The organism is Martinezella sp. CNPSo 3959, assembly GCF_057784355.1.
Genome location: NZ_JBXSOV010000001.1, coordinates 956,028 through 981,613 on the forward strand (window position 1 = coordinate 956,028; position 25,586 = coordinate 981,613).

29 protein-coding genes are annotated in these 25,586 nt (G+C 59.2%); 20 read left to right on the forward strand and 9 right to left on the reverse strand.

The genetic code is table 11. The features are described from left to right. Nucleotide 1: 1 nt before the first annotated feature. Nucleotides 2-985, reverse strand: a complete 984-nt coding sequence (locus AC13RE_RS04820) for an NAD-dependent epimerase/dehydratase family protein (RefSeq protein WP_488562131.1) — start codon at nt 983-985, stop codon at nt 2-4. Nucleotides 986-1,077: 92 nt separating this feature from the next. Here AC13RE_RS04820 and AC13RE_RS04825 point away from each other — a divergent pair, with 92 nt between their 5' ends. Further along, complete coding sequence (locus AC13RE_RS04825) at nt 1,078-1,992, forward strand: LysR family transcriptional regulator (RefSeq protein ID WP_488562132.1); 915 nt, start codon at nt 1,078-1,080, stop codon at nt 1,990-1,992. Between the two features lie 2 nt (nt 1,993-1,994). After that, nucleotides 1,995-2,144 (forward strand): hypothetical protein, encoded by a 150-nt coding sequence (locus AC13RE_RS04830; RefSeq protein WP_488562133.1) that lies wholly within the window; start codon nt 1,995-1,997, stop codon nt 2,142-2,144. A 25-nt stretch (nt 2,145-2,169) separates the two neighbouring features. Here the strand turns inward: AC13RE_RS04830 and AC13RE_RS04835 are convergent, their stop codons facing one another. Further along, entirely contained in the window at nt 2,170-2,451 is a 282-nt protein-coding gene (locus tag AC13RE_RS04835; RefSeq protein WP_015340586.1) for a DUF2188 domain-containing protein, read from the reverse strand. Nucleotides 2,452-2,720: 269 nt separating this feature from the next. On the opposite strand from AC13RE_RS04835, the gene AC13RE_RS04840 reads away from it, so the two are divergent. Further along, complete coding sequence (locus tag AC13RE_RS04840) at nt 2,721-3,782, forward strand: calcium:cation antiporter (RefSeq protein WP_488562134.1); 1,062 nt, start codon at nt 2,721-2,723, stop codon at nt 3,780-3,782. A gap of 142 nt (nt 3,783-3,924) precedes the next feature. On the opposite strand, the gene AC13RE_RS04845 is transcribed toward AC13RE_RS04840, so the two are convergent. Beyond that, nucleotides 3,925-5,127, reverse strand: coding sequence for a pyridoxal phosphate-dependent aminotransferase (locus AC13RE_RS04845; RefSeq protein WP_488562135.1), 1,203 nt, complete (start codon nt 5,125-5,127; stop codon nt 3,925-3,927). 514 nt (nt 5,128-5,641) lie between these two features. On the opposite strand from AC13RE_RS04845, the gene AC13RE_RS04850 reads away from it, so the two are divergent. The 5 genes from AC13RE_RS04850 (at nt 5,642) to AC13RE_RS04870 (ending at nt 9,662) form a co-directional block, all read left to right on the forward strand. Continuing rightward, nucleotides 5,642-6,802: a PQQ-dependent sugar dehydrogenase gene (locus AC13RE_RS04850; RefSeq protein ID WP_488562136.1), complete on the forward strand. Its 1,161-nt coding sequence runs from the start codon at nt 5,642-5,644 to the stop codon at nt 6,800-6,802. 99 nt (nt 6,803-6,901) lie between these two features. After that, nucleotides 6,902-7,792, forward strand: a complete 891-nt coding sequence (locus AC13RE_RS04855) for a DMT family transporter (protein ID WP_132717128.1) — start codon at nt 6,902-6,904, stop codon at nt 7,790-7,792. A gap of 498 nt (nt 7,793-8,290) precedes the next feature. After that, the gene (locus AC13RE_RS04860; protein ID WP_004116423.1) at nt 8,291-8,506 is read left to right on the forward strand and encodes a cold-shock protein; all 216 of its coding nucleotides are present in this window, start codon (nt 8,291-8,293) and stop codon (nt 8,504-8,506) included. Between the two features lie 148 nt (nt 8,507-8,654). Beyond that, nucleotides 8,655-9,092: a BA14K family protein gene (locus AC13RE_RS04865; RefSeq protein WP_488562137.1), complete on the forward strand. Its 438-nt coding sequence runs from the start codon at nt 8,655-8,657 to the stop codon at nt 9,090-9,092. Between the two features lie 51 nt (nt 9,093-9,143). Next, nucleotides 9,144-9,662, forward strand: coding sequence for a P-loop nucleotide/nucleoside kinase family protein (locus AC13RE_RS04870; protein WP_488562138.1), 519 nt, complete (start codon nt 9,144-9,146; stop codon nt 9,660-9,662). Nucleotides 9,663-9,704: 42 nt separating this feature from the next. Here the strand turns inward: AC13RE_RS04870 and AC13RE_RS04875 are convergent, their stop codons facing one another. Beyond that, entirely contained in the window at nt 9,705-10,349 is a 645-nt protein-coding gene (locus AC13RE_RS04875) for an MBL fold metallo-hydrolase (protein WP_488562139.1), read from the reverse strand. 248 nt (nt 10,350-10,597) lie between these two features. On the opposite strand from AC13RE_RS04875, the gene AC13RE_RS04880 reads away from it, so the two are divergent. From AC13RE_RS04880 to AC13RE_RS04905, 6 genes are all read left to right on the forward strand, one after another. After that, entirely contained in the window at nt 10,598-11,236 is a 639-nt protein-coding gene (locus AC13RE_RS04880) for a DUF1236 domain-containing protein (protein ID WP_488562140.1), read from the forward strand. A 245-nt stretch (nt 11,237-11,481) separates the two neighbouring features. Continuing rightward, a complete protein-coding gene (locus AC13RE_RS04885; protein WP_015340595.1) occupies nt 11,482-11,745 on the forward strand; it encodes a hypothetical protein in 264 nt (87 codons plus the stop codon). 460 nt (nt 11,746-12,205) lie between these two features. Beyond that, nucleotides 12,206-12,676 (forward strand): MarR family winged helix-turn-helix transcriptional regulator, encoded by a 471-nt coding sequence (locus AC13RE_RS04890; protein ID WP_181476084.1) that lies wholly within the window; start codon nt 12,206-12,208, stop codon nt 12,674-12,676. A 75-nt stretch (nt 12,677-12,751) separates the two neighbouring features. Further along, entirely contained in the window at nt 12,752-13,453 is a 702-nt protein-coding gene (locus AC13RE_RS04895; RefSeq protein WP_015340597.1) for a response regulator, read from the forward strand. A gap of 22 nt (nt 13,454-13,475) precedes the next feature. After that, nucleotides 13,476-14,858, forward strand: coding sequence for an ATP-binding protein (locus AC13RE_RS04900; protein WP_132717132.1), 1,383 nt, complete (start codon nt 13,476-13,478; stop codon nt 14,856-14,858). A 12-nt stretch (nt 14,859-14,870) separates the two neighbouring features. Next, on the forward strand, nt 14,871-15,452 hold the full coding sequence (locus AC13RE_RS04905) for a DUF1349 domain-containing protein (protein WP_488562141.1): 582 nt from the start codon (nt 14,871-14,873) through the stop codon (nt 15,450-15,452). 33 nt (nt 15,453-15,485) lie between these two features. Here the strand turns inward: AC13RE_RS04905 and AC13RE_RS04910 are convergent, their stop codons facing one another. The 4 genes from AC13RE_RS04910 to AC13RE_RS04925 form a co-directional block, all read right to left on the reverse strand. After that, nucleotides 15,486-15,827 carry a tRNA-binding protein gene (locus AC13RE_RS04910; RefSeq protein WP_132717134.1) on the reverse strand — a complete coding sequence of 114 codons (342 nt, stop codon included), beginning with the start codon at nt 15,825-15,827 and terminating at the stop codon, nt 15,486-15,488. A 20-nt stretch (nt 15,828-15,847) separates the two neighbouring features. Further along, on the reverse strand, nt 15,848-16,687 hold the full coding sequence (proC, locus tag AC13RE_RS04915; protein WP_132717135.1) for a pyrroline-5-carboxylate reductase: 840 nt from the start codon (nt 16,685-16,687) through the stop codon (nt 15,848-15,850). A gap of 1 nt (nt 16,688) precedes the next feature. Beyond that, nucleotides 16,689-17,189 (reverse strand): type III secretion system chaperone family protein, encoded by a 501-nt coding sequence (locus AC13RE_RS04920; RefSeq protein WP_041677603.1) that lies wholly within the window; start codon nt 17,187-17,189, stop codon nt 16,689-16,691. Nucleotides 17,190-17,579: 390 nt separating this feature from the next. Continuing rightward, entirely contained in the window at nt 17,580-17,840 is a 261-nt protein-coding gene (locus AC13RE_RS04925) for an accessory factor UbiK family protein (protein WP_015340603.1), read from the reverse strand. Between the two features lie 263 nt (nt 17,841-18,103). Here AC13RE_RS04925 and lgt point away from each other — a divergent pair, with 263 nt between their 5' ends. The 6 genes from lgt to AC13RE_RS04955 all read left to right on the forward strand — a co-directional run bounded on the left by lgt (nt 18,104) and on the right by AC13RE_RS04955 (nt 24,205). Next, the gene (lgt, locus tag AC13RE_RS04930) at nt 18,104-18,991 is read left to right on the forward strand and encodes a prolipoprotein diacylglyceryl transferase (protein ID WP_165915224.1); all 888 of its coding nucleotides are present in this window, start codon (nt 18,104-18,106) and stop codon (nt 18,989-18,991) included. Nucleotides 18,992-19,067: 76 nt separating this feature from the next. Beyond that, on the forward strand, nt 19,068-20,165 hold the full coding sequence (locus AC13RE_RS04935; RefSeq protein WP_488562142.1) for a class I SAM-dependent methyltransferase: 1,098 nt from the start codon (nt 19,068-19,070) through the stop codon (nt 20,163-20,165). A gap of 133 nt (nt 20,166-20,298) precedes the next feature. Then, nucleotides 20,299-21,081, forward strand: coding sequence for a peptidoglycan editing factor PgeF (gene pgeF, locus AC13RE_RS04940; protein WP_488562143.1), 783 nt, complete (start codon nt 20,299-20,301; stop codon nt 21,079-21,081). 1 nt (nt 21,082) lies between these two features. Next, a complete protein-coding gene (locus tag AC13RE_RS04945; RefSeq protein ID WP_488562144.1) occupies nt 21,083-22,234 on the forward strand; it encodes a M24 family metallopeptidase in 1,152 nt (383 codons plus the stop codon). Between the two features lie 55 nt (nt 22,235-22,289). Beyond that, entirely contained in the window at nt 22,290-23,168 is an 879-nt protein-coding gene (locus tag AC13RE_RS04950; RefSeq protein ID WP_488562145.1) for a hypothetical protein, read from the forward strand. Between the two features lie 104 nt (nt 23,169-23,272). After that, nucleotides 23,273-24,205 (forward strand): ribose-phosphate pyrophosphokinase, encoded by a 933-nt coding sequence (locus tag AC13RE_RS04955; RefSeq protein ID WP_015340609.1) that lies wholly within the window; start codon nt 23,273-23,275, stop codon nt 24,203-24,205. 127 nt (nt 24,206-24,332) lie between these two features. On the opposite strand, the gene AC13RE_RS04960 is transcribed toward AC13RE_RS04955, so the two are convergent. Continuing rightward, the gene (locus AC13RE_RS04960) at nt 24,333-25,568 is read right to left on the reverse strand and encodes an MFS transporter (RefSeq protein ID WP_488562146.1); all 1,236 of its coding nucleotides are present in this window, start codon (nt 25,566-25,568) and stop codon (nt 24,333-24,335) included. Nucleotides 25,569-25,586: the final 18 nt, after the last annotated feature.

A 25,586-nucleotide genomic window follows, 5' to 3' on the forward strand; every position in this document is an offset into this window, starting at 1 on the left:
ATTAGGCTGATGCCGCCGGCAGGCAACCGATCGACGCCAGGCTGCTGCGAACGGCCTCATCGATCGGCGTATGCGGTTCCTCGTCAAGAACAGCCACCAGCTTGTCGTTCCGCATCTCCAACGGCACATCCCAGAGATAGCTCATCTCGCGCAGTTCCCGCATGAATGTCACGAAGGGAGAGGCTAGCGGTACTATCCACCAGGGAAACGATTTCACCTTCACCTTGTGTCCAACGACGCGCTGCACGGCTTCGATCATCTGTCTGCCGTCTCCATCCCAATGACCGCGCATATGATAGACGGCGAGGGCCGGCAGCTCGTCGCCTTTCTCGATCAGCCGGATCATGGTTTCGGCAACATCGGGCAGATAGGCCCATTGATGGCCGACGCCGCGTTTGCCCGGATAGGTCATCGAAGTGATCGGTTTACCCGGCGTCACCATGGCTTGAGAAAACCAGCTGTTGGCGCGCGCACCCCCGAAGAAATCGCCGGCGCGAACGATGATGACAGGGCTATCGCCCTGCTCTGCCGCTGCCCTCAGACGCCGCTCCATCTGCACGCGGATGGCCCCTTTACGGGTCTTCGGCCGCTGCGCGCTGTCTTCCGTGACAATCGGGAAAACATCGGGACCGAAATTATAGACCGTACCTGGCAGCACGATCCGTGCACCGACCGCCTTGGCCGCGGCAATGGTATTGTCGAGCATCGGCAGGACGACCTTGCCCCAATTGCGATAGCCCGGCGGGTTGACCGCATGCACGATGACATCCGCACCTTGCGCCGCCTTCAGAACATCATCCGCCTGCATGGCATCGCCCTGGAACCAGTCGAATTCCGGCTGGCGGCGAGCCGCGTCGGCCGCATTGCGGTTTAGTGCCCGGATGCGCCAGCCGCGAAGGGCAAGCCCTTCCGCGATAGCACCGCCAATGCCGCCAGTCGCGCCGAGTACCAGGGCTGTCTTCGTGCTTTCCTTGTGGTTGCTCATTGTCATCTCCATCGGTTTCGATGGGCTGACTATGCTTGGTATCGGCGATAAACGAAATTGCCGAAAAATCTGCATATGTTATACATAAATGTATGACAAAACTCACTGAGCCAAGCTGGGATTTCTATCGCACCTTTCTTGCCGTGCTGGAACACGGCTCGCTGTCGGCCGCTGCCCGCGAACTGGGCCTGACACAGCCGACGGTCGGCCGTCATATCCTTGCATTGGAGCAATCGGTCGGCGCAGAACTGTTCACGCGTTCGCAACAGGGGCTGTTGCCGACTGACACCGCCCTCGCTCTGAGGCCTTATGCCGAAACTCTGGCAAGCACGGCCGCGGCTCTGCTGCGCGCAGCCTCCGGCTCGAAGGACAAGGTCAGCGGCACGGTGCGCATCAGCGCGAGCGAAGTCATCGGCGTCGAAGTGCTGCCGCCCATCCTTGCCAAGCTGCAGGCAGGATATCCCGATCTGATCGTAGAGCTTTCAGCCTCCGATACGGTGGAGGATCTGCTGCAGCGTGAGGCCGATATCGCCGTGCGCATGGTCGCGCCCGCGCAAGAAGCATTGCTCGCCCGGCATATCGGCATCATCTCTCTCGGCCTCTTCGCCCATCGCAGCTATATCGAGCGGTACGGCAAGCCCGAAACCGTCGGGGATTTGCGTCGGCACAAGCTCATCGGCTTCGATCGGCAGACGGCCTATATCCGCATGATGACGAAGCGTTATCCGATGCTCGAAGGCATTTCCTTCAGCTTTCGCTCCGATCACAGCATCGCTCTGCACAACGCCCTGCGCGCCGGCATTGGCATCAGCTTCCTTCAAATTCCCCTAGCAAGCCGCGATCCAGCCCTCGTGCAGTTGTTGCCGGAGATCAAGGTCGAGATCGACACTTGGATCGTCATGCATGAAAACCTGAAGACATCGCCACGCTGCCGCGTGACATTCGATGCCCTGGTGACGGGATTGCTTGATTATATCAAGGAAAACAGCGTGGAGAATGGATCCTGACCATGGCAACAGCAGTGGAACTGGTGCCATACGATCCGCGCTGGCCAGAGGATTTCGAGCGCATCAGTGACAAGCTTCAGCGATTGCTGGCGCCCTATGTCATGGCGATCGTTACACCGCCGAAAAGCGTCACTTCGTCGACGCAATCATAGAAAAGGCATCAGACAAGCCGAAAGGCTAAGCGCCAGGAGCGGTATCGATCGGCGGGAAATGCACCTGGCCGTCGATGACTTCCGTTTCCGGTCGGTCACCGCCATCTGCATATTCCTCATGCCACTTGCCGCTCTCGTCCTGCCAGCTGATTTCGGCTGAGTCTCCCCCGATCTGCTGTTCCGCCGCCACGATCCTCGCGGCTTCCACCGCCTCGGAATGTGTTGGAAATGCTTCCGAATAAACATCACGGAAGCGATAAGCCCACCCACCGTCATGCGGCACGATTTCGTAAACGACCTTGACCATTCAGATCCTCCTTCTCATCTGCCAAGACCTTCAAACCGGACGTTGCCGGCAGGATCGCGTGCATCTGAGACGGATTCGAGGATGCCGCGGCGTTGTGGTTGGGCAGACCTATCCGCGCAGTATTCCATTAAACCGCGTTAACTGCAAATTTCGCCCTCTTCCCGCAAGCTTGATGTGCGAACTCCTTGCTTTAGAGTGCAACCGTGAATCGGCGCAGAGGTGGGAAAGTGCTCATAGCAAAGTGGTTTACGCAGGAAAGAAACCTGCTGGTGGCATTGATAGTTGCCGTTTGCGCCTATGTCGGCGAGCATTCCATTCTGGAAATGGGCCAGAGCGCATCAATGATCGCAGCTGCGGCATTGATCGCAACCATTGTGCTGGCCTCCATGCGCGTCGCCCATCATGCCGAGACGCTCGCCGTCAAGGTCGGCGACCCCTACGGCACGATGATCCTCACCCTTTCCGCCGTTGCCGTCGAGGTCATCATCCTCGCCATCATGATGAGCGGCGAGAGCTCGCCGACGCTGGTGCGCGACACGATCTACGCCGCCGTCATGCTCGATATCAACGGCATCCTCGGCCTTGCCGCCCTCCTCGGCGGGCTGAAGCATGGCGAACAGCCCTATAATGATGATTCCAGCCGTACCTATGGCGTGATGATCCTGACTGCCATGGGCATTTCGATGATCGTGCCGGAGTTCATTCCCGATCCGAAATGGCACTATTATTCCGCCTTTACCATCGTCGCGATGATCGCGCTCTACGCGCTATTCCTGCGCATGCAGGTCGGCCGGCACAGCTATTTCTTCAGCTATAGCTATCCGCGCACGGAAAAAAAGCTCGCAACAGCGGAGGCTGAAGAGCATCATGAAGAGGACTCCACGGCGACTTCGATCGTGACAATCCTGATCGGCGTCGTCCTGATCGGTACGCTCGCCGAATTCATGTCGGCCTCCATGGATACCGGCCTCAAGGGCACCGGCGCTCCGCCCGCCATCGCCGCCATCGTCGTCGCCGCCATCTCGGCAGCGCCGGAAATTCTGACGGCGCTACGCGCAGCCCTCAGAAACCGCATGCAGGCGACTGTCAACATCGCTCTCGGCGCGTCTCTTTCGACCGTCATCCTCACTGTGCCGGTCATGGAGGCGATCGCACTTTACACCGGCCAGCCCTTCATCATGGCCATGTCGCCGGTGCAGACGGTCATGGTGATGATCACGCTCATCGTCGCCGCCATCAACCTCAACGACGGCGAAACCAACGCCATCGAAGGCATGACCCATTTCATTCTCTTCGCCACCTTCATCATGCTGACGGCGCTCGGTCTTTGATTCCGATTTCAAGGACTTGCGTCGATTGGCGGATTCAAATTGCAAAGCGCTTGAATCATTTGATGAAGCCGAAACCGTCAGCTTGAATACGAAAAAGCCCGCCATCTCTGGCGGGCTTTCCATGTAAGCTATCGCTAGCCGCTTATTTGCAGGCGCCGCAGAAACGCTGGATGCGGCGGCAAGCTTCTTCGAGCAGTTCTTCCGAGGTCGCGTAAGAGATGCGGAAGTTTGGGCCGAGGCCGAAAGCCGAACCGTGGACGACGGCAACGCCTTCCGATTCCAGCAGCTCGGAGACGAAATCCTCGTCCGTCTCGATGACCTTACCGGTCGGAGCCGTCTTGCCGATCAGGCCGGCGCAGGACGGATAGACGTAGAAGGCGCCTTCCGGAACCGGGCACGAAATGCCCTTCGCCTGGTTCAGCATCGAAACTACAAGATCACGGCGACCTTCGAAGATCTTCTTGTTACGCGGAATGAAGTCCTGCGGACCGTTCAGCGCTTCGACGGCAGCCCACTGCGCGATCGAGGTTGCGCCCGAGGTCTGCTGGCCCTGGATCATGTCCATGGCTTTGATAAGCTGCAGCGGGCCGGCGGCATAACCGATGCGCCAGCCGGTCATGGCATAGGCCTTCGAGACACCGTTCATCGTCAGCGTACGATCATAGAGGCTCGGCTCAACCTCGACCGGGGTGGCGAACTTGAACTCGCCATAGGTCAGGTGCTCGTACATGTCGTCGGTCAGGATCCAGACATGCGGATGCTTGACCAGCACGTCCGTCAGCGCCTTCAGCTCGGCATGCGAATAGGCAGCGCCCGACGGGTTGGACGGCGAATTGAACATGAACCACTTGGTCTTCGGCGTGATCGCCTTTTCGAGGTCAGCAGGCTGCAGCTTGAAGCTGTTGGCCTGCGTCGTCGCGACGAAAACCGGCGTACCGCCGCACAACGCCACCATTTCCGGGTAGGAAACCCAGTAAGGGGTCGGGATGATGACTTCATCGCCCGGGTTCAGCGTCGCCATGAAAGCGTTGAACAGGATCTGCTTGCCACCCGTGCCGACGATGGTCTGCTCGGGAGCATAGTCCAGATTGTTCTCGCGCTTGAACTTGGCGGCGATCGCCTTGCGCAGTTCCGGGATGCCGGAAACCGGCGTGTACTTTGTCTCGCCGCGGTTGATCGCGTCGATGGCCGCCGTCTTGATATTATCGGGCGTATCGAAATCGGGCTCACCGGCGCCGAGGCCGATCACGTCGCGTCCTTTTGCTTTCAGCTCGCGCGCTTTCTGGGAAACGGCGATGGTGGCAGAAGGCTTTACACGGGAAAGAGCGTCGGCAAGAAAGGCCATGATGATCGGTCCTATTCGGTTGAAAATGGCAGAAAGCCTGTGGACCAGATTTCTGCGCTAAGCTCTATGTCGAATATGGACCGACGTTTCAAGCACAAAGGCGTCACAGTGGCTTTATTTCATGGCTTTCCGCGCCGTGCGCGCTAGCTTTTTTATCCGGCTAGAAGCCTGCCCAAGAGACCACACGCCCCTTTCGCCAAGGTTAGATCAGCCGTAGCTCGGCACCTCCAACCCCTCTCAACTTGAATCATCACGCTAAGCACCTGAATCAAACTCTGAAGACGGTGGGAATTTCCTATATGGATCAGACACTTCTTCAACATCGGCTTCTCGCGCCTTCAGTTGGATGCCTCTTGCATGGGAAATGCTTCCGCCTGCAGACGAGATCGGCAGATCCCAAACGTCCTTTCGCCGAAGGCAAGAACACAAAGACGTTATCGGTTCCGCGATCCGCCTTGAATGGTAATCGAACGGTCCCACCTTGCAAAAGCGAGCCTATGGGGAGGTCGAAAAGATGCGCGGCACCAGAACGGGATTAGGCAGAACGGGTTTCTCCATCGCCTTGATGGCCGGCGCTCTGCTCACGGCAACATCGGTGCTTGCCGAACCGGTGCAGACTTTCAAGACGCAAAAGGTTGATGTCAAAGTCGAAACGGTCGCGACGGGGCTTGATCACCCCTGGGCCGTCGAAGTGCTGCCGGATGGCGCCTACCTCGTGACCGAGCGGCCAGTCCGCATGCGCCTTATCCGCGACGGCAAGGTCTCAAGCCCTATATCAGGCGTGCCCGAAGTTTACGCACACGGCCAGGGCGGCCTCCTCGATATAGCCCTTGATCCGAACTTCGCCAGCAACCGCACTCTCTATTTCACCGCCTCCGTGGCGGGTGACGGCGGAAGCGGCACGGCCGTATTCCGCGCCAGACTATCGCCGGACGAGAAGCAGCTGAGCGATGTGAAGCGTATCTTCCTGATGAACAAGCTGTCGCGCGGCAATATCCAGTATGGTTCGCGCATCGCGATTGCCCGCGACGGCAGCCTCTTCGTCAGCCTCGGCGATCGAGGCCAGGAGGACCGAGCTCAGGACTTTCACGACGACGCCGGCTCCATCATCCATATCGGCACGGACGGCAGCATCCCCGCCGACAATCCCTTCAAGAACGGCAGGCATGCCCTGCCCGAAATCTGGTCGAAGGGCCATCGCAATCCGCAGGGCATCACGTTCGACAGCCAGACAAACAGGCTCTATACGGCAGAACATGGCGCCAGGGGCGGCGATGAGATCAACACGCCCGAAGCCGGCAAGAATTACGGCTGGCCAGTCATCTCCTACGGCGTCAATTATTCCGGCACGAAGATCGGCATTGGCACGGCAAAGGCCGGTATGGAGCAGCCCCGCTTCTATTGGGATCCTTCGATCGCGCCCGGCGCCATTGCCGTCTATCGCGGCAAGATGTTTCCCGAGTGGAACGGCGATTTTCTCGTCACGGCGCTGAAGTTCGAGCTGCTCTCACGGGTAAGCCAGGACGGCAAAGGCAAGATCACCGAACAGGAACGTATGTTTGAGGGAAAATTCGGCCGCATGCGCGATGTAATAGTCGCGCCCGATGGTGCCTTGCTGATAACGACGGATGAAAGCGATGGTGCGCTCCTGAGGATTTCGAGGGCTGCAGGCTAGCGGGAGGCATTCCGCTTCTCGCGCCTTTCTGCCTTGCCGCAAGCAAAAGCAGCTGCTAACGGTCGGCCTCGTTTTTCCTCCCCTTTCCGCAGGATGCAGATGTCTCGCATACAGGCGAATTTGTTGTTGTTGCTTGCCGCCGCGATCTGGGGCGGCGGTTTCGTCGCGCAATCGACAGCGATGAAGGCGATCGGCCCCTTCTGGTTCATCGGTCTCAGATTCGCCGTCGCCACCCTGGTCGTCCTGCCCTTCGTCTGGATGGAAAACAGGAAGGCTGCGAAGCCCCTGACGCCTCGCAACTGGCTCTCCTTTTTGCTGATCGGCCTTGCTCTTTTCGGCGGTGCGGCAACGCAGCAGCTTGGCCTTCTGACGACGACCGTCACCAACTCCAGTTTCATAACCGGCCTTTACGTGGTCTTCGTGCCGCTGATCGCCGTTATCTTCCTGCGCCGCTCGCCGCATTGGGTCATCTGGCCTGCAGCCTTGATGGCGCTTTGCGGCATCTACCTGCTCTCGGGCGGCTCCTTCTCGCGCCTTACCGTTGGCGATTTCCTGACTGTGATCTGCGCCCTCTTCTGGGCGGCCCAAATCACGCTTGCCGGCTCCGCCGTCAACGAAACCGGTCGACCGCTCGGTATTTCCGCCACGCAATTTGCCGTCACAGCCGTTCTCGCTCTCGCGGTTGCCGCCGTCATCGAACCAATCAGCATTGCCGATATCAACGCCGCGCTCGGCGAGATCCTCTATGTCGGCATCTTTTCCTCCGGCCTGGCTTTTGCGCTGCAGATCATCGGCCAGCGTTATACGACCGCACCCCAGGCTGCGATCTTCCTGTCTTCGGAAGCACTGTTCGGAGCTTCGCTCGGCGCCTTGCTGCTCGGCGAGACCATCGGCCCACTTGGCTATGCCGGCTGCGCCTTGATGTTTACGGCGATGTTGGCCGTGGAATTGGTGCCGGAATTGACTCGCCGACGCGACGCCACAGCGTAAAAAACGCCGGAAATGCGCGCTTTTAGTCGCTTGACGGCATGGCTCGCCAAAATTTTTCGAACGAGCGAAAACAGCCGTTCAGACCAGCGGATTTGCGGAAATTTTGCCAAAACTATATCGCGAGCGATGCAAAACCCTTAGAAACTTGTTTCAAAGTGGGAAAATTTGCGAATCGCCTTAACATGTTCGCATTACTGTATTGTGCCGGTTGTGCCACGTCAAAAAACTTTTGCTTGCCAATTTCCCCTAAACACAGCACTCTCAACACTGTTCGGGCATTTTTAGAGCATGGGAAGTCCTAATAGAATTGCGAGCCGGAAACGCTAATATTCCGGTCAGCTTGGTCGAGAAGCGGGGTGGCAAACATCGCATCGCGTCCATGCCGAGTTACGGGGACCTTTTCCTTCAAATTTCGAGAACTGCCTGCAAGCGCCCGCAAGGGCAACTGAAGTAATGCTGCCCGTGTGGATGGTGGGCAGAGAGAAAAGGACCTGAGGCATGGCCGAGACTGGCACTGTAAAGTTTTTCAATACCGATAAGGGCTTCGGTTTCATCAAACCGGACAAGGGTGGCGCAGACATCTTTGTACACATTTCTGCAGTTCAGGCTTCTGGTCTGGCAGGATTGTCGGAAAACCAGAAGGTAAGCTTCGACACGGAACCGGATCGCCGCGGCAAGGGACCGAAGGCCGTCAATCTGCAGATTGCTGGCTGAGACACCCTACGGTTATCAAATTCGAGTTGAGGCCCGGCAGCAATGCCGGGTTTTGTCATTCAGTCTGTATTCAGTTTGCCCCATATAATTTGCCTTCCATGAAAGAGCGGGACTGATTTTTATCCCGCCTCCTTTAGAGGACAGGCCAATGACCATACTCGGCAAAACGCTCGTCATGTCTGCCGTCGCCGCGGCGTTGACGGTCACTTCCATGAGTGCTGCTTCCGCCGATGAATATTGGCGCCATCACAACCGCGATGGTTGGGCGCTCGGCGCTGCGGGGCTTGCAACCGGCTTGATCGTCGGCTCCGCCATTGCCAGCCAGCCGCGCTACGTCGAGCCGGCCCCGGCCTATGTCGATCCGGACTACGATGCGCCTCCCCCGGCCTATTATTATCGTCCACCGCCGCGCCGTGTTTATGTCGAGCGTGACGTCAGTTATGACGCGCCGCCGCCGGCATATGGCCTGCGTCCCTGGTCGCCGGCGTGGATGCGTTATTGCTACGACCGTTATAGAAGCTTCGACAGCCGCTCCGGCACCTATGTCGGCTATGACGGCATACGCCATTTCTGCACGGCCGATTGATTTCGACCATACCCCCGCATGAGAATGCAGGAACCAAGGCACCCCTTTCAAATGGGCATCAAGAACTATTTGATCGAAGGTGTTTCAGGAACCGGCAAGACCGCTGTCGCCGCCGAACTGCAGCGGCGCGGCTATCATGTGATCCATGGTGACCGGGAGTTGGCCTATAAGGGCCATCCGGAAACGGGTGAACCGCTGGATGCTTATGCCCTTCGGAAGTACATTGCGGATGTGACCTTCGGGCACAGACATCACCTTTGGGATGTCGACAAGGTCAAATCACTGGCCGCCGATCGAAGCCACCCGATCTCCTTCTTCTGCGGCGGCTCCCGGAATTTCGATCGCTTTATCGATCTGTTCGATAAAATCTTCGTTCTGAATGTCGATCTGGACACGCTGAGGCACCGCCTTGCCAGCAGGCCGGAAGATGAGTTTGGCGGTAGGCCTGCCGAGCGAGATGTCATCATGCGATTGCACGCGACGCAGGAGGATGTTCCGAAAAACGCGGTGACCATTGACGCCACCGCGCCGCCGGCCAGCGTTGTCGATGATATTCTCTCGAAATGTTAGCAAAGCGGCCGGATGGCCGCTAACAAGCGAGAGGAGCTCTCCTCATAATCCGCGCAGAAAGGGATTGGTGCGGCGCTCGTCGCCGATGCGGCTGCCAGGTCCATGGCCGCAGATGAAACCGACCTCATCGCCCAGCGGAAAGACCTTGTCGCGGATCGATTCCAAAAGCTGCTGGTGATTGCCGCCGGGCAGATCCGTTCTGCCGATCGAGCCGTTGAACAGCACGTCGCCGAGATGGGCGAAGCCCTGCTTCCGGTTGACATAGATGACGTGACCCGGTGCATGGCCGGGGCAGTGGAAAACCTCGAACTCATGCTCGCCGAAGGAGACCTTGTCCCCCTCCTTCAAAAAGCGGTCCGGCGTGACGTTGCGCACGCCGCTGATGTTGAACATCTTGCCCTTGCCTTCGATATCCTCGAGCAGGAAGCGGTCGTCTTCATGGGGACCGATCACCTCGATGCCGAGCGCTTCGCGCACCTCGTCGGCACCGCCGGCATGATCGATATGGCCGTGCGTCAGCCAGATGGCCTTCAGAGTAATGCCGTTCTCGCGCACCGTCTGCAGGATGATATCGACATCACCGCCCGGATCGACCACCACGCCCTCCTTCGTCTCCGGATCGAACAGGATGGTGCAGTTCTGTTCGAAAGGGGTCACCGGAATGATGCCGGCCTGGAGCATGCCCATGGAGCGCCTCGTCTGTTTGATCGTCTTGTCGCCGGTATAGCGGCAAACTCCCGGTAAAACAGCCCCTGTAGGCTGCAAAGTGGCGCGGGCAACGAAGACCATCCTCGTGAAATTCGGGAATGGCACGTTATTCCATATGCTTATTCTGATTTTCGACCGATCGTTAGATTGCTCTCGCCTGGCCAACCGGAACACCGAAGCATCCGAAGCGTTGAAGAGAAGTCTTTCAAGACAGAAGGAGAAAACCAATGTCCTTGAAAAGAAATCTGTTGCTGACCGGCTTTGTCCTTCTCGGCAGTGCGGGTCTCGCCCAGGCCGAGATGGCCGCAACGACCGCCACCGACATCGAAGTTCGTTCCGGTCCAGGCGCGGAATTCCCAACAGTCGGCATCGCCACACGAGGGTCCGAAGCCACTCTGGATGGCTGCGTCGAGGGCAGCCGCTGGTGCCGGGTCGATGTCAACGGCATGCGGGGCTGGGTCTATGCGCAATATCTAAGCGTGGAACAGAATGGCGCCTCGGTCGTCGTCCAGGACCATCGGGATGACCTGGGTATTCCCACCATCATCTATGAACAGACAGACCCCGTCCGGACCGGCAGCGTCCAGCGCGTTCAGCCAAGTCCGAACGATCAGTTACTGGGTCCTGTCAATGAGAACGGCACCGATGTGGTCGCCGTCACCCCGCCAGAGGAAGTCCGGACCTATATTGATGACAACCCGGTCGATACGGTTCGGTTGAATGGTGATCTGGTCGTGGGCGCCACCGTCCCGCAAAACGTGGAGGTGCACCGCATTCCGGATTATCAATACAGCTATGTCGAGGTGAACCATCAGCCGGTTCTCGTCGATCCCGGCACGCGCAGGATCGTCTACGTCTACCGCTGATTCGCCTCACAGGACGCATAAAATGGCGAAATTGACATGCGGCGAGACAGCCGCATGTCCAAACCGCGGATTTCCCCTGAAATTATTGCGGAATTCTCCCGTTTGAGTTGCCCTTCTATTTCCAGCGATCCATGCATGATGTAATTCTAATATCAGTAGGGATTATCGCCGCTGCCTGGCATCGAACCTGTTTGCGGCGAGAAGGCATCCGGAAGCGTCTCCGGAATTATGGGAGAAGGGCAGTCATGGAAAGTCTAGGGCCTATTATTACGCAATTGATTGCCGGTGCGATCGGCGGCAACGCCGCGAGCGCCGTTTTGAAGCAGGACGGGATCAATCTCGTTGCGAGAACGATCGCCGGGGCCGTCGGCGGCCTTGGAGGCGGCCTGATCCTGAACCTGATCGGCAGCGAGGCCCTTACCGGCCTTATCGCGCAGGGCATATCCTCGCTGGTTGCCGGCGGCGTACTCTCCGCGATCGTCGGTGCCGTTCTCGGCCGCAAGTCGTAAATAATCGGATCGTGCAGGCCGGGCTTGGCAATGACCCGGCTTGTGCGGATCAATGCGCAATTCTGCTTGGCCATAGCTGCCTCAGCCGTGCTTCTAGCCGGGCGGAGCGGAAAAATATGACATCTCCAGGGTTTTTGCCGTCTTCGACGGTCGGATATGCATCGGCTTTCCAGCCCGAGGCGTCTGTCTCTCGTCTCCACTCGCCCCAGACGATCTGCCGACCGCCATACGGCCAATCGCTGAGTCTCAACACCGGTGGCAGTGCGCGAAAATACAGGATATGTTAGAGTTTTCGTTGGGACCGCGCTTAATTTCCTCATGAAGCAGCGCCATTCGAGCAACATGGCATTGTGCGAAGCCGGGCGGCAACGTAAAAATGCGTCAACAGGCCTGACGTATTTTTGCGAAAGTTTCCCGAATGCTCCATAATAGGAAAGGAAATGCCACGGTGCCACGACAGATGAGCCAGAATGCGGCAAAGACGGAGCTGCTGGCCACGCCGTTGCAGAACGCGGGAAGCATCGATTTCGAGATCATCGAGCTGCTTTTCTTCGCCTACCGCGATTTCGTTTCCGATCCGGACCAGATTCTGCTCAAGAGCGGCTTCGGCCGGGCTCATCATCGCGTCGTCCATTTCGTTAACCGCGAACCCGGCATGACGGTTGCGGACCTTCTGGAAACATTGCAGATCACAAAACAGAGTCTGGCGCGGGTTCTCAAACAATTGATCGATTCGGGTTATATTCGCCAGGTCGCAGGTCCGGAGGACCGGCGGCAGCGCAAGCTGTACCCGACGCAAGCCGGCAGAGACTTGGCGCTGGCTTTGGCCGAGCCCCAATCGCGCCGCATTGAAAGGGCATTCGAAGGCGCGTCCGAAGCGACGCGCGAAAGCGTGAAGCGTTTCCTGAGAGGAATGCAGACCGTAAAATGACAGCATCCAGTCTGCGGGGCCGGAATGGAATGCGTCAACGAAACCGACGGGTAGGACAGGATCGAGATTGATCGAATGACGACAAAAGCAGCAATTTCGGATGACGCAGCACATCTTCTGGTAGTGGACGACGATACCCGTATCCGCGCCCTCCTCAATCGCTACCTTATGGAGAAAGGCTTCCGCGTCACGGCTGCCGCCGATGGCGCCGAAGCCCGCCGCAAGCTGGAAGGGCTCGATTTCGATCTCATCATCATGGATGTGATGATGCCCGGCGAATCCGGCATTGCGTTGACGTCGAGCCTGCGGGCCATCAAGAACATTCCGATCATCATGCTGACCGCGCTGGCCGAAGCCGATTCCCGTATAGCGGGCCTTGAGGCCGGCGCAGATGACTATCTGCCGAAACCCTTCGACCCGCGTGAGCTGGTGCTGCGCATCAACAATATTCTGCGGCGCAATGCGCCCGCCGATTCCCCGAAGATCGAACTGGTCATGTTCGGGCCGTACACCTTTTCGCTCACCCGCAAGGAGCTCAAGAAGGCCGCGGAACTCATCCGGCTTACCGATCGCGAGCAGGAAATCATGCTGCTCTTTGCCAAGCGCGCCGGCGAGACGATCCCGCGACATGAACTCATCGGCAGCGACGCCGAAGTGGGAGAGCGGACGATCGACGTGCAGATCAACCGGCTGCGTCGCAAGATTGAAGATGACCCTGCCAACCCTATCTGGCTGCAGACGGTGCGTGGTATCGGCTATCGCCTGAGCATAGATTGAGATCGGCCCGCGGGACCAGATTATGGTGACATTCGATTCCATCAGACGCGACCAGGATCACACGCCGTCCAACGGATTGCGGTGGCTTTCGCGCTGGATGCGTCGATATATCCTGCCGACCGGCCTCTACGCCCGCTCATTGCTGATCTTCATCCTGCCGATGATCATTCTGCAGGCGGTTGTTACCGTCGTCTTCATGGAGCGCCACTGGCAGATGGTGACGCAGCGGCTGTCGATGGCGACCACGCGCGACATCGCCGCCATCATCACCATTATCCAGACCTATCCGCAGGATGCCGACTACTCTGCCATTACGCAGATGGCGCGGCAAAAGCTCGACCTCAGCATATCGATCGAACCCGGGGGCGAACTACCGGCCCCGCGCGAAAAGCCCTTCTTCTCGATCCTCGATGGCATTTTGAGCGACGAGATAAAGGAACAGATCAATCTACCCTTCTGGATCGATACCGTCGGCAACTCCAGTCTGGTCGAAATCCGCATCAAACTGCCGGACAAGGTGCTGCGCGTCTTCGCCAAACGCAGCCAGACCTATGCCTCGAATACCCATATCTTCATTCTATGGATGGTCGGCACCTCGCTGGTGCTGATCGGCATCGCCGTCCTGTTCCTGCGCGGCCAGATCCGCCCGATCCTGGCGCTGGCTCAGGCGGCGGAAAGCTTCGGCAAGGGCCAGCGCCTGGAAAACTACTCTCCCCGCGGCGCCGACGAAATACGCCGAGCGGGCCTTGCCTTCATCCTGATGCGCGAGCGCATCGAACGGCAGATCGAACAGCGCACGGCTATGCTTTCCGGGGTCAGCCACGACCTACGCACCGTTCTCACCCGCTTCAAGCTGCAGCTGGCCCTTGTAGGCGAAAATCCGGATCTTGTCGGCCTCAGCGAAGACGTAGAAGACATGCAAAGCATGCTCGAGGGCTATATGGCCTTCGCGCGCGGCGAGGCGGAAGAAGATGTCGGACAATTCAAGCTCAGTGATATCCTCGAAAAGATCCGGCAGGACTTCACGCTGCACGACAAGTCCATGAGCTTCTCCATTGAAGGGGATGACGAAATCTCCGTCCGGCCGAATGCATTCAACCGTCTGGTGACGAACCTCGCCACCAATGCACGACGCTATGCCAACAGCCTCCGCGTCGAAGCCAGGCACAGCGCCAAATGGCTGACGATCATCTTTGACGATGACGGCCCCGGCATTCCCGTCGCCGCGCGAGACGACGTCTTCAAACCATTCTTCCGGCTGGATTCAGCCCGCAATCTCGATAAATCCGGCACAGGTCTCGGCCTTGCCATTGCGCGCGACATCGCCCGCAGCCATGGCGGCAACGTCACGCTCGGCGACAGCCCGCTCGGGGGCTTGCGCGCCACCATCCGCATTCCTGCCTGAGGGAGAGAGCATATGCCGATCGATATCGAGGGCATGCATTGGTTGAACACGCCGCCCATGTGGGAAGTGAACCAGGGACGCCTGTTCGTTCAATCCGGCAATAAGACCGATTTCTGGCAGGAAACCTATTACGGCTTCCACCGCGACGACGGTCATTTTCTTGGAACGCCCCGCCGGCGCGATTTTACCGCCGAAGTCACCTTCGTCGGGCATTATCGCGAGCTTTACGATCAGGCCGGCCTGATGATCCGCCATGATGCCAAACACTGGATGAAATGCGGGATAGAATATACCGACGGCGCCAGGCATTTCAGCGTCGTCGTCACCAATGGCAATTCCGATTGGTCAGCCTTCCGCCTCGATCACGAGTTCGATGTCATGTCGGCGCGGGTCACCCGCAACGGCGACGCCCTCTTCATCCAGTATCGCACCGACCGCATGAGCGAATGGCGGATGGCAAGGCTCGCCTGGTTCGATCCGATGCTCGAGGAAGTCTTGGTCGGCCCGGCCTTCTGCTCGCCGCAACGCGAAGGCTTCGAAGCGGAATTCCTCGATTTCAGCCTGACCGACCCGGTAGCACGGGATATTCACTGACGCCGCCCCTCTCCTATTGCGAAAGGAAAAGGCTCACATCATCCGTTTGCCATTCGGCACCGGCTGGGTCACCGCGGCCAGAACGATCGCGCCGGCTTCGTCTTCGAAGCCGAGGGTCAGCACTTCGGAGCGCACCGGCCCGATCTGACGCGGCGGAAAATTGACGACCGCCAGCACCTGCCGGCCGACAAGGGTTTCCGGCGTATAGTGCACGGTGATCTGCGCGGAGGAACGCTTGATTCCGATCTCCGGCCCGAAATCGATCCTGAGCTTGTAAGCGGGCTTGCGCGCTTCCGGAAAAGTTTCCGCCTCGATGATCGTCCCGACACGGATGTCCACCCGCTCGAAATCGCCGTAAGTGATCTCTTCCGCCATGTCCTGCCTTTATAGAAAACTCAGCCGGCCAATTCCTGTGCCCGTTTGCGCGCCGCCTCGAGGGCCGCATCGAACAGCGGCTGCATGCCATCCTCCGCCATCAAGACGCCCAACGCCGCAGCTGTGGTGCCGCCGGGAGAGGTCACGTTCTGGCGCAGACGCGAAGCGTCGTCGGGAGACTGGTGCAACAGTTCACCAGCCCCCGCGACGGTTTCCCGTGCGAGCCGCATGGCGAGGTCCGCCTGCAGGCCAAGCTTTCGGCCCGCCTCCGCCATGCATTCCACGAGATAGAAAACATAGGCCGGACCACTGCCGGAGACGGCGGTTACCGAGTCGATATCGGCTTCGCCGGGCACCCATTCGACCGGACCGGATACCTTCAACAGGTTTTGAACCAGCTGCCGCTGGCGGTCGCTCACGCGTGCATTGGCAAAAGCGCCCGTCACACCACGCCCGACCATAGCGGGCGTGTTCGGCATGGCGCGCACCATGGCCGCTTTTCCCAGATGCGTTTCAAGCGCGGACAGCGTCTTGCCGGCCGCGATGGAGACGACGACCGTCGTCTCGCCCACAAGCGGCTTGAACGGCGGCAGGACTGCGTCCATCAGTTGCGGCTTGACGGCGATGAAGAGAACTCCCGCCGTCACGCCTTTCGGAACCTCGGTGACATGGCTTGCGCCGGCATCCGCAATCATTTTGCGCATCGCTTCGGCAGGGTTTGGATCGACAACGATGACGGATGATCCCGGCACGCCGTTTTTCAGCCACCCCGTCAGCAATGCCCCGCCCATGTTACCGGCGCCGATCAGGACGATCGGCCCGGAGGCTGCAAATGCATTGGCGGATTGTTCGCCTGTCATGTCACGCTTCGCCTACCGTTTCAAAAAGTACGGCTTCCATGGCGCGGTTCGCGTCAAGGCCGGACCATACAACGAATTGGAAAGCCTGATAGTAAGCTTCGCAGGTGTCAAGCGCGTTGGAAAGCAGCACTTCCACCTGACGGTTGGTGGGCTCCGCCCCACCCGACAAGAGAAGCGATTGGCGGAAGATAACGATGTCTTCCTGACGCCACAGATCGAAGTGACCCATCAGCACCTGCCCATTGATGCAGGACAAGAGCTTGATCACCTCGTTGACCCGGGGATCCGGAACCTTGACGTCAAACGCGCAGGCTATGTGCAGCGCCTCGAACTCCTCCATCCAGGAAAACGAGACGTGATAGTCGGTCCATCGTCCCTCGACGGTCATGGCGAGTTCGTCCTCGCCGGACCGTTCGAACGACCAATCGTTATTGGCAGCGACGAATTCGATCATGTCGACCGGGTTCGATTGTCGTTCGGCTTCCATTTCCATAAGGCTCATGCAGCACCTTCTTGACCGGATCGGTTGCAGTTTTCCCGTGGCTCGACACTGAAAGAACGCAAACAATTTTACTCCGGAAACATCCTCGGGATGATGTTGAACGGCTGCCAGACTAACGCTTCCACCATGCCCGGGGCTTACCAAGTCCGTTTCGAATCATCATTTAAAATCAGTGTATAGCGGCATGCCCGGCATGCCAGCCCCTGAACGGTGATTTTGGAAACGGCACTGTGGAAAGCTCTTCCGACGTCTATTCAGAAGGGAGTCATAACCGACTCTGGCGATTGGCTTTTTTGCCTATGTCCACAGGTGGAAAAACAAACGCAAATTTTCAGAGGAAAAAGGCACGGCAAACGGGTGCCGTGCCGATCTGCAAACGTAAGACCGGGCTTATTTGCCCTTGGAAGCAAGCTTGGTTTCAAGTGCTTCGATTCTCGCCAGCAGCGCCTCGTTTTCGTCGCGCGCCTTGATCGCCATTTCGCGGACGGCTTCGAATTCCTCGCGCTTGACGATATCCATGCTGTTCAGCCAGCGCTCGGCATGGGCATTGAAGGCGGTCTCGATTTCACGGCGCACGCCTTGGGCAGCACCGGCGGCATCGGTCATCAGCTTGGCGAATTCATCCAAGATTCGGTTCGGTCCAGTGCTCATGGCAATCTCCTTGCAGCCGTCGGCCCTCAACGGTCAGGCATCGATATGGGCCAGATAGTGCTGAGGTAGGATTTCCAAGGGGCCGATGCAAGCAAATTGAGATAGGACTGGACAACCGGAGCCCCATCTCGGCCGGATCAACAATCGACTTGACCGTTTCGACAGCGAACGCCATGTTCCGCGCACATTTAGCTATATAGCATGATCCCCGTTCCGGAATGGCACGGTGCTTTCGGGAACATGCTGAAACGGGCCTGACGATCTTGCTGACATCCGCCAATCTCGCCGCCATCCTGCCGTTCCCGGACATCAACCCTATCGCCGTCTCCCTCGGCCCGATCTCAGTGCATTGGTATGGGCTTGCCTATGTCGCAGGCATCCTGCTCGGCTGGTTCTATGCAAGGCGGCTGGTCGACAATGGCAAGCTCTGGCTGAACGATACTGCACCGATGACGCGTCAGCATCTGGATGACTTCATTCTCTGGGTCGCCTTCGGCATCGTTCTCGGCGGCCGCATCGGCTACATCCTTTTCTACGATCTCGACCCGGTGCTCGCCAATCCGATCCGCGCTATCGAGGTCTGGAATGGCGGCATGTCCTTCCACGGCGGATTAATAGGCACGACTATCGCCATGATCTTGTTCGCAAGGCGCAACCAGATCCCGACCTGGAGCCTGTTCGATATCGTCGCCGCCGTCGCGCCGATCGGCCTATTCTTCGGCCGCATCGCCAATTTCATCAACGGCGAGCTTTGGGGTCGGGCCAGCGACGTTCCGTGGGCGATGGTCTTCTGCAGCCCGCATGTGATCGCCGCCCATAATGGCGTATGCCCTGCAGGCCCAGACCCGCGGCACCCGAGCCAACTTTATGAAGCCGGCATCGAAGGCATCATCCTCTTCCTTATTCTCTTTGTGCTTACGCGCTGGGCGCTGGCATTGAAAAAGCCGGGTACGGTCAGCGGTATTTTCGTCATCGGCTATGCCTTCTCGCGTATTTTTGTCGAATTCTTCCGTCAGCCTGACGAGCAGCTCGGCTATCTGCTCGGCACGAACTGGCTGACGATGGGCATGGTGCTGTCACTTCCGATGGTTGCCATCGGCCTATGGGCTGTCATCCGCGCCCGGCTGGCGGCAGCAAGGCAGATGGCTTGAGGTGGAGTTCAATACGCGCGATCCTTTCAGGAACGGCTCCCAGCCTTTCAGGATCACGCACTAGCGAAAGCAAAGAATGACGACGGCGCTCGGGGAAAAAATCAAAGCCATCATCCGCACCAACGGACCATTGAGCATTACGGATTATTTTTCGTTGTGTCTCGCCGACCCCGTGCATGGTTACTACAAGACGCGTGAACCCTTCGGCCAATCCGGCGATTTCGTGACTGCACCCGAGATCAGCCAACTGTTCGGCGAAATGATCGGCGTCTTCATGGTGCATGCCTGGCAGCGGCACGGAACGCCGGCCGAGGTGCGCCTCGTCGAGATCGGCCCTGGCCGCGGCACGATGATGTCCGACATGCTGCGCGTCATCGGCAAGCTGGCGCCGCCGCTTTACGATGTCATGACGGTGCATCTCGTCGAGACCAGTGAACGCCTGCAAGGCTTCCAGCGCCAAACCCTGGAAGCGTATGGCGCCAAAATTTCCTGGCATACGGATTTCGGCGAGGTGCCTGAGGGTTTCACCTTGCTCGCCGCCAACGAGCTTTTTGACGCCATTCCGATCCGCCAGTTCGTGCGCACCGGCAATGGTTTTCGCGAGCGGATGGTCGGTCTCGACATCAGCGACGAGCTAACCTTCACGACAGGCGTCGCGACTCTCGACCCCTCGCTTCTTCCCGACGGTGGCCTGCCGCCGATCGGCACGATCTTTGAAATTGCGCCCGCCCGTCAGGCCGTCATGACCACAATCTGCGACAGGCTTGCCGCGCATGGCGGCACGGCGCTTGTCATCGACTACGGTCATATGGCGACAAGCTTCGGCGATACGCTGCAGGCCGTCCGCATGCACGAATACGATTCGCCGCTGGAGCACCCCGGCGAAGCCGACCTGACCAGCCATGTCGACTTCCAGCATCTGGCCCAGACGGCGCTCGCCTCCGGCCTCCATATAAACGGCTGCTGTCATCAGGGCGATTTTCTTGTCGGGCTCGGTCTGCTGGAGCGAGCAGCCGCCCTCGGCCGCGACCAGGATGCAGCAACGCAGGAGAATATCAGGGTCGCGGTGGAGCGGCTTGCCGGCGCCGGCGAAGGCAAGATGGGGGAGCTTTTCAAGGTGCTGGCAGTCTCCAGCCCTGCGATCGATCTCCTGCCCTTTCGTCCCGTCAGCTGAGACCTGACCACCAATCCTGCGGATTGACAGCGTGCGTCGGGCTGGGCCAACATCCCCCAATGATCGAACTGCTTCGCCGCGGCTGCGTTATCTCAAGCACGACAGGTCAATCAAGATATCAAGGGACATCTCGTTGCCGACACCACTTGCAAGCACATTGCTGAGCGCCGCCGAGGCTGCGGGCATTCGCCACGGCTATTTCACCCGCGCCGGCGGCGTGTCGGAGGGCCTCTATCGCGGGCTGAATGTTGGGCTCGGTTCGCATGACGATCGCGAGCGCGTGCAGGAAAACCGGCGCCGTGTTGCCGGCTGGTTCGGCTTGCCGGTCGACCGGCTCGCCACCGTGCATCAGATACATTCGCCCGATGTCGTGACCATCGGTGCGCATTACGACGGCAGCCGGCCGCAGGCCGATGCGATGGTGACGGCAACGCCGGGCATCGCCATCGGCGTGCTTGCCGCCGATTGCGGCCCGATCCTTTTTGCCGATCCCGAAAACCGGGTTATCGGCGCCGCCCACGCCGGCTGGAAGGGCGCGCTGACCGGCGTGCTTGAAAACACCATCGACGCGATGGTGACGCTCGGCGCAAGGCGTGACGCCATCATTGCCGGCCTCGGCCCATCGATCAGCCAGGCGAGCTATGAGGTCGGCCCAGAATTCGTCGAACGCTTTCTTGCTCACGATCCCGGTTATGCTAAATATTTCGCCCCTTCTGAGCGCGAAGGCCATGCCATGTTCGATCTGCCGTCCCTCACGGTCGATCGTTTGCGCAAAGCCGGTGTCGCCGCCGAAAGCCTGAACCTCTGCACCTATCCGGATGCGGAGCGTTTCTTCTCCTATCGGCGCACGACGCATGCGAAGGAGCCGGATTACGGACGCCAGATTTCCGCCATCGCTATCGGGGAGGCAAGTTAATATGGCCCTGCATTTCGAACGCAGCGAATTCGATGCTCGTCTGGCACGCCTGCTGGCGAGAATGCAGGAAGAAAAACTGGATGCCATGCTGCTCTTCGCACAGGAGAGCATGTATTGGCTCACCGGCTACGATACGTTCGGCTTTTGCTTTTTCCAGACGCTGGTCGTCAAAGCGGATGGATCTCTGACGCTGATGACGCGCTCGGCCGATCTGCGCCAGGCGCAGCTGACTTCGGTCATCACCGACATCCGCATATGGGTCGATCGCGTCAACGCCGATCCGACGCTGGATCTCAAGGAACTATTGTCGGATCTCGATCTTCTCGGTGCCCGTATCGGGGTCGAATATGACACCCATGGGATGACCGGACGCATCGCCCGGCTGCTCGACCAGCAATTGGCGAGTTTCGGCCAGATCGTCGACGCCTCCTATCTCGTCAGCCAACTGCGGCTGACGAAGAGCCCGGCAGAAATCGCCCATGTCGAACGCGCCGCGGCACTGGCCGACGATGCCCTGGACGCTGCCCTGTCTCTGGTTAGGGCGGGCGCGGATGAGTCAGACATTCTCGAAGCCATGCAGGGAGCCGTCTTTGCCGGCGGCGGCGATTATCCGGCCAATGCATTCATCATAGGCTCTGGCGCGGAGGCCCTGCTCTGCCGCTACAAGTCCGGCCGTCGCAAGCTCGATGCGGACGACCAGCTGACGCTTGAATGGGCCGGTGTCGATGCCCATTATCACGCAGCCATGATGCGCACGGTCGTCATCGGCACTCCCAGCCATCGCCATCGCGAGCTTTACAGCGCCTGCCTTGAAACCCTGCAGGCGATCGAGACAATCCTGATGCCGGGGCACACTTTCGGCGACGTCTTCGACATGCACGCCAAGATCATGGACGAGCGCGGCCTTGCCCGCCACCGGCTGAATGCCTGTGGCTACTCTCTCGGCGCCCGCTTCTCGCCGTCATGGATGGAGCACGAGATGTTCCACATGGGCAATCCGCTTGAGATCCAGGAGAACATGTCGCTCTTCGTGCATATGATCATCATGGATTCCGACAGCGGCACCGCCATGACCCTCGGGCAGACCTATCTAACGACCTCGCAGGCCCCAAAAGCCCTTTCCCGCCACCCTCTCGAATTTCTTAACCGTTAGGGGCGTAAGATAGCGATCCTGGACGGTCAGACCGTCGGGAGAAAGGATCGCGTCAATGGGAGTGGTCAGGATAACGTTGACTGTCGCCGGCTTTTGCCTCGCGCTCTCCGCCTGCAACACCACGGACGCCCTGACGCCGCCCGAAGCGATCGGTGATGCCGGCTCCAGCCCGGTCACCCAACGAGATGTCGAGCGCATGGCCTCGACACCTCAGCGCCGCCAAACCTATCAAAGCGCGCAGGAGAGCTACGGCTATCAGCAGCAGACCTCGCAGCAGGCCTATCAGCCGCAAAACTACGGCGGCAGCGGCACGCTCGACGACCAGGCCTCGGCGCTGAGATCGAACGGCACCAATCCCTATGCGTCTCGCCCGCTCGACGGTTCCCGGACCGCCTCCATCGCTCCATCTAACAATCAATTTTCGGAAGCCGACGAGCAGCGCGAGGCCGACCGGCGCCTGTTAGACGATCCACAGCCGCAGCAGCAGCAACAGACTGCCGAGGCCCCGCAGCCAGATCAACCGCAGCCGGATCAACAGGCGTCTCTGCCGCCCACAGCCGCGGCCGGCGGCAACAGCGTCCGCTTCCTGCCGATCATCGGCGCTCCGGTGGAAGCTGTCACGCCGCTGTCGCGCCAGCTTGGTGCCGACGCCCGCTCGCTCGGCCTGACGATCAAGAGCTCAAGCGATTCCAGTGCCGCCTATATCCTCAAGGGCTATCTTTCCGCCTTTGAAGACGGCCCGCAGATTTCCGTGACCTACGTCTGGGATGTATTGGACAGCAATGGCAACCGCGTCCACCGCATCCAGGGCTCGGAAAGCGCGCCTCTGAAGCGTGGCGATCCCTGGTCGGCCGTTCCTCCAACGGTTATGCAGAAAATTGCCACCAAAACCATGTCGGATTTCAATTCCTGGCGCGAATCCAACGGTGGATAGCTAAAAGCTTTTCAGAAATATGAAGCTAACGGGCCTCTCCCTCTTGCATTCGAGAGCAAGGCGGTTAAAAGCGCGGCTATCAGGTTGGTAATAGGCGGGCCACAATGAAGGTTTTCGCAGGCAATTCGAACCGGCATCTTGCCGAAGCGATCTGCAATTATCTCAACGTTCCCTTGGGAAGAGCTAGCGTCCGCCGGTTCGCCGACCAGGAGATTTTCGTAGAGATCCAGGAAAATGTACGCGGCGAGGATGTGTTCCTCGTGCAGCCGACGTCGTTTCCGACCAACGATCACCTTATGGAACTGCTGATCATGATCGATGCGATGCGCCGCTCGTCGGCGCGGCGCATAACGGCGGTCCTCCCCTATTTCGGTTATGCCCGTCAAGATCGCCGCGCCTCGGGGCGCACGCCGATCTCGGCAAAGCTCGTCGCCAATCTGATCACCGAGGCAGGCGCGGACCGCGTTCTTACGCTCGACCTGCATGCCGGCCAGATTCAGGGCTTCTTCGATATCCCGACGGACAATCTCTACGCACTGCCGATCCTGACGCGCGATATCAAGGCGAACTACGATATCGGCAATGTCATGGTCGTTTCTCCTGATGTCGGCGGCGTCGTACGTGCCCGCGCGCTCGCCAAGCGCCTCGACTGTCTGCTGGCGATCGTGGACAAGCGCCGTGATCGCCCCGGCGAATCCGAAGTCATGAACGTCATTGGTGACGTCTCAGGCAAGGATTGCCTCCTGATCGACGATATCGTCGATTCCGGCGGTACGCTCTGCAACGCTGCCGATGCCCTGCTCGCACGAGGTGCCGCCAGCGTCACCGCCTATATCACCCACGGCGTTCTCTCCGGCGGCGCCGTAACCCGCGTCGCAAATTCGCAGCTGAAGGAACTGGTGATTACCGATTCCATCCAGCCGACGACAGCCGTGCTATCGGCTCCGAATATTCGCGTCATCACGACGGCTGGCCTCATCGGTGAAGCGATCAACCGCACCAGCCAGGAAGAATCGGTCTCGAGCCTCTTCGACTAGAGCCGGATGATTTTAGGTCGAGTCGACCTAAAATCTGAATCCGCTCTAGAATCAAAGAAATAGAGCGTGATGTCGTCCGAAAACCGCTTACACTTTTCGGCATCACGCTGTAAGATGCAGCGCCGCCTCAGCTCGCCTTCGCAGGCGCGGGATGCGCCTGCCTCCATGCGAGCAGGCCGATGCCCAAGAGCCCCGAGATGAAGACGGCCGCCCCCGATCCCATGATCGAAGGTCCGATACCGAACCAAGCAAACAGTGTTGGCGACATCAGATAGGCCAGAAACAGGCCGGTGAAGATCGCGCACATCAATAGACGGTAGACCTGCGCCAGGCGATGCGGTTCGCTGCGCGTCTGCATCAGATGCAGGATGGCAAGGTTTTCGAAGGGTCCGTTGATCGCCGCAAAGCAGGCAACGATCATCAGGCCGATCCGATCATGCATCAGCGGCAACAGGAAAACGCCAGATCCGAAAATGAGCTTCGCCACGATGATCCAGACCACCGGCCGGCGCGGCTTAACGCTGCCGAGGATCAGATTGGTCGTCAGGTTGCCGACGCCGTAAGCCGTCATCATCAGGCTGTAGTCGGTGAGCGGGTCGGCGCTGGTTTCGCGCAAATGCAGGATCATTCCGAGCAGGATGCCCATTGCCCAGGCTACGTTTCCCACCAGGTTGGTGAAGAGGCCATAGAGGATTGCCGCATGGCCCCGCGCCGCGCGCCACCCACCAAGAACGCCGTCCACCACAGCCGCCATCCCGGAGAAATCCCGACGCCGCGACGCCGTCGGGAGTTTCGCCACCGCCAGCCACACGGCAAGCGCCGACAATATGAAAGTAGCAGCCGTGACCATGAAGAACTGAGATTTCGGCAGGAACCCGTTCACGAGCGCGATCAGGCTCGGGCCGAGGATGCGCGCCATGCGGCGGGTTGCATCGAACAGGCCGTTGGTCGCGTGCCGGACTTCGGCATCGACCGCAATCGTCGGCAGGGTCGCCTGCAGCGAAGGGTCGAACGTCGACGTCAGCAATGCGATGCTTCCGGCAAGCACGACCAGCAGTGGCAGGCTCATCAGATGCAGCATTCCTGCCAGTGATAATGTCAGCAACAGAGCTGCGCGCATCAAATCGGCCGTGATCATCGTCGTGCTATGCCGCCAGCGATCCGTGACGATACCGCCGAACAGGCTGCCGAACAGCAGCGAACCGGACTGCAATGCGGAAACATATCCCGCATTGTTGCCGATAAAATCCGCCGCAATCCAGACGACGGCGACCATGTAAAATTCGGAGCCTGTAGCAGCCAGCACCTGGCCGGCCCATAGGAGAGAGATCGAGCGCTGGCTCAGCGGCTTCAGGACAAACATGATCGCATTCTGATTTCA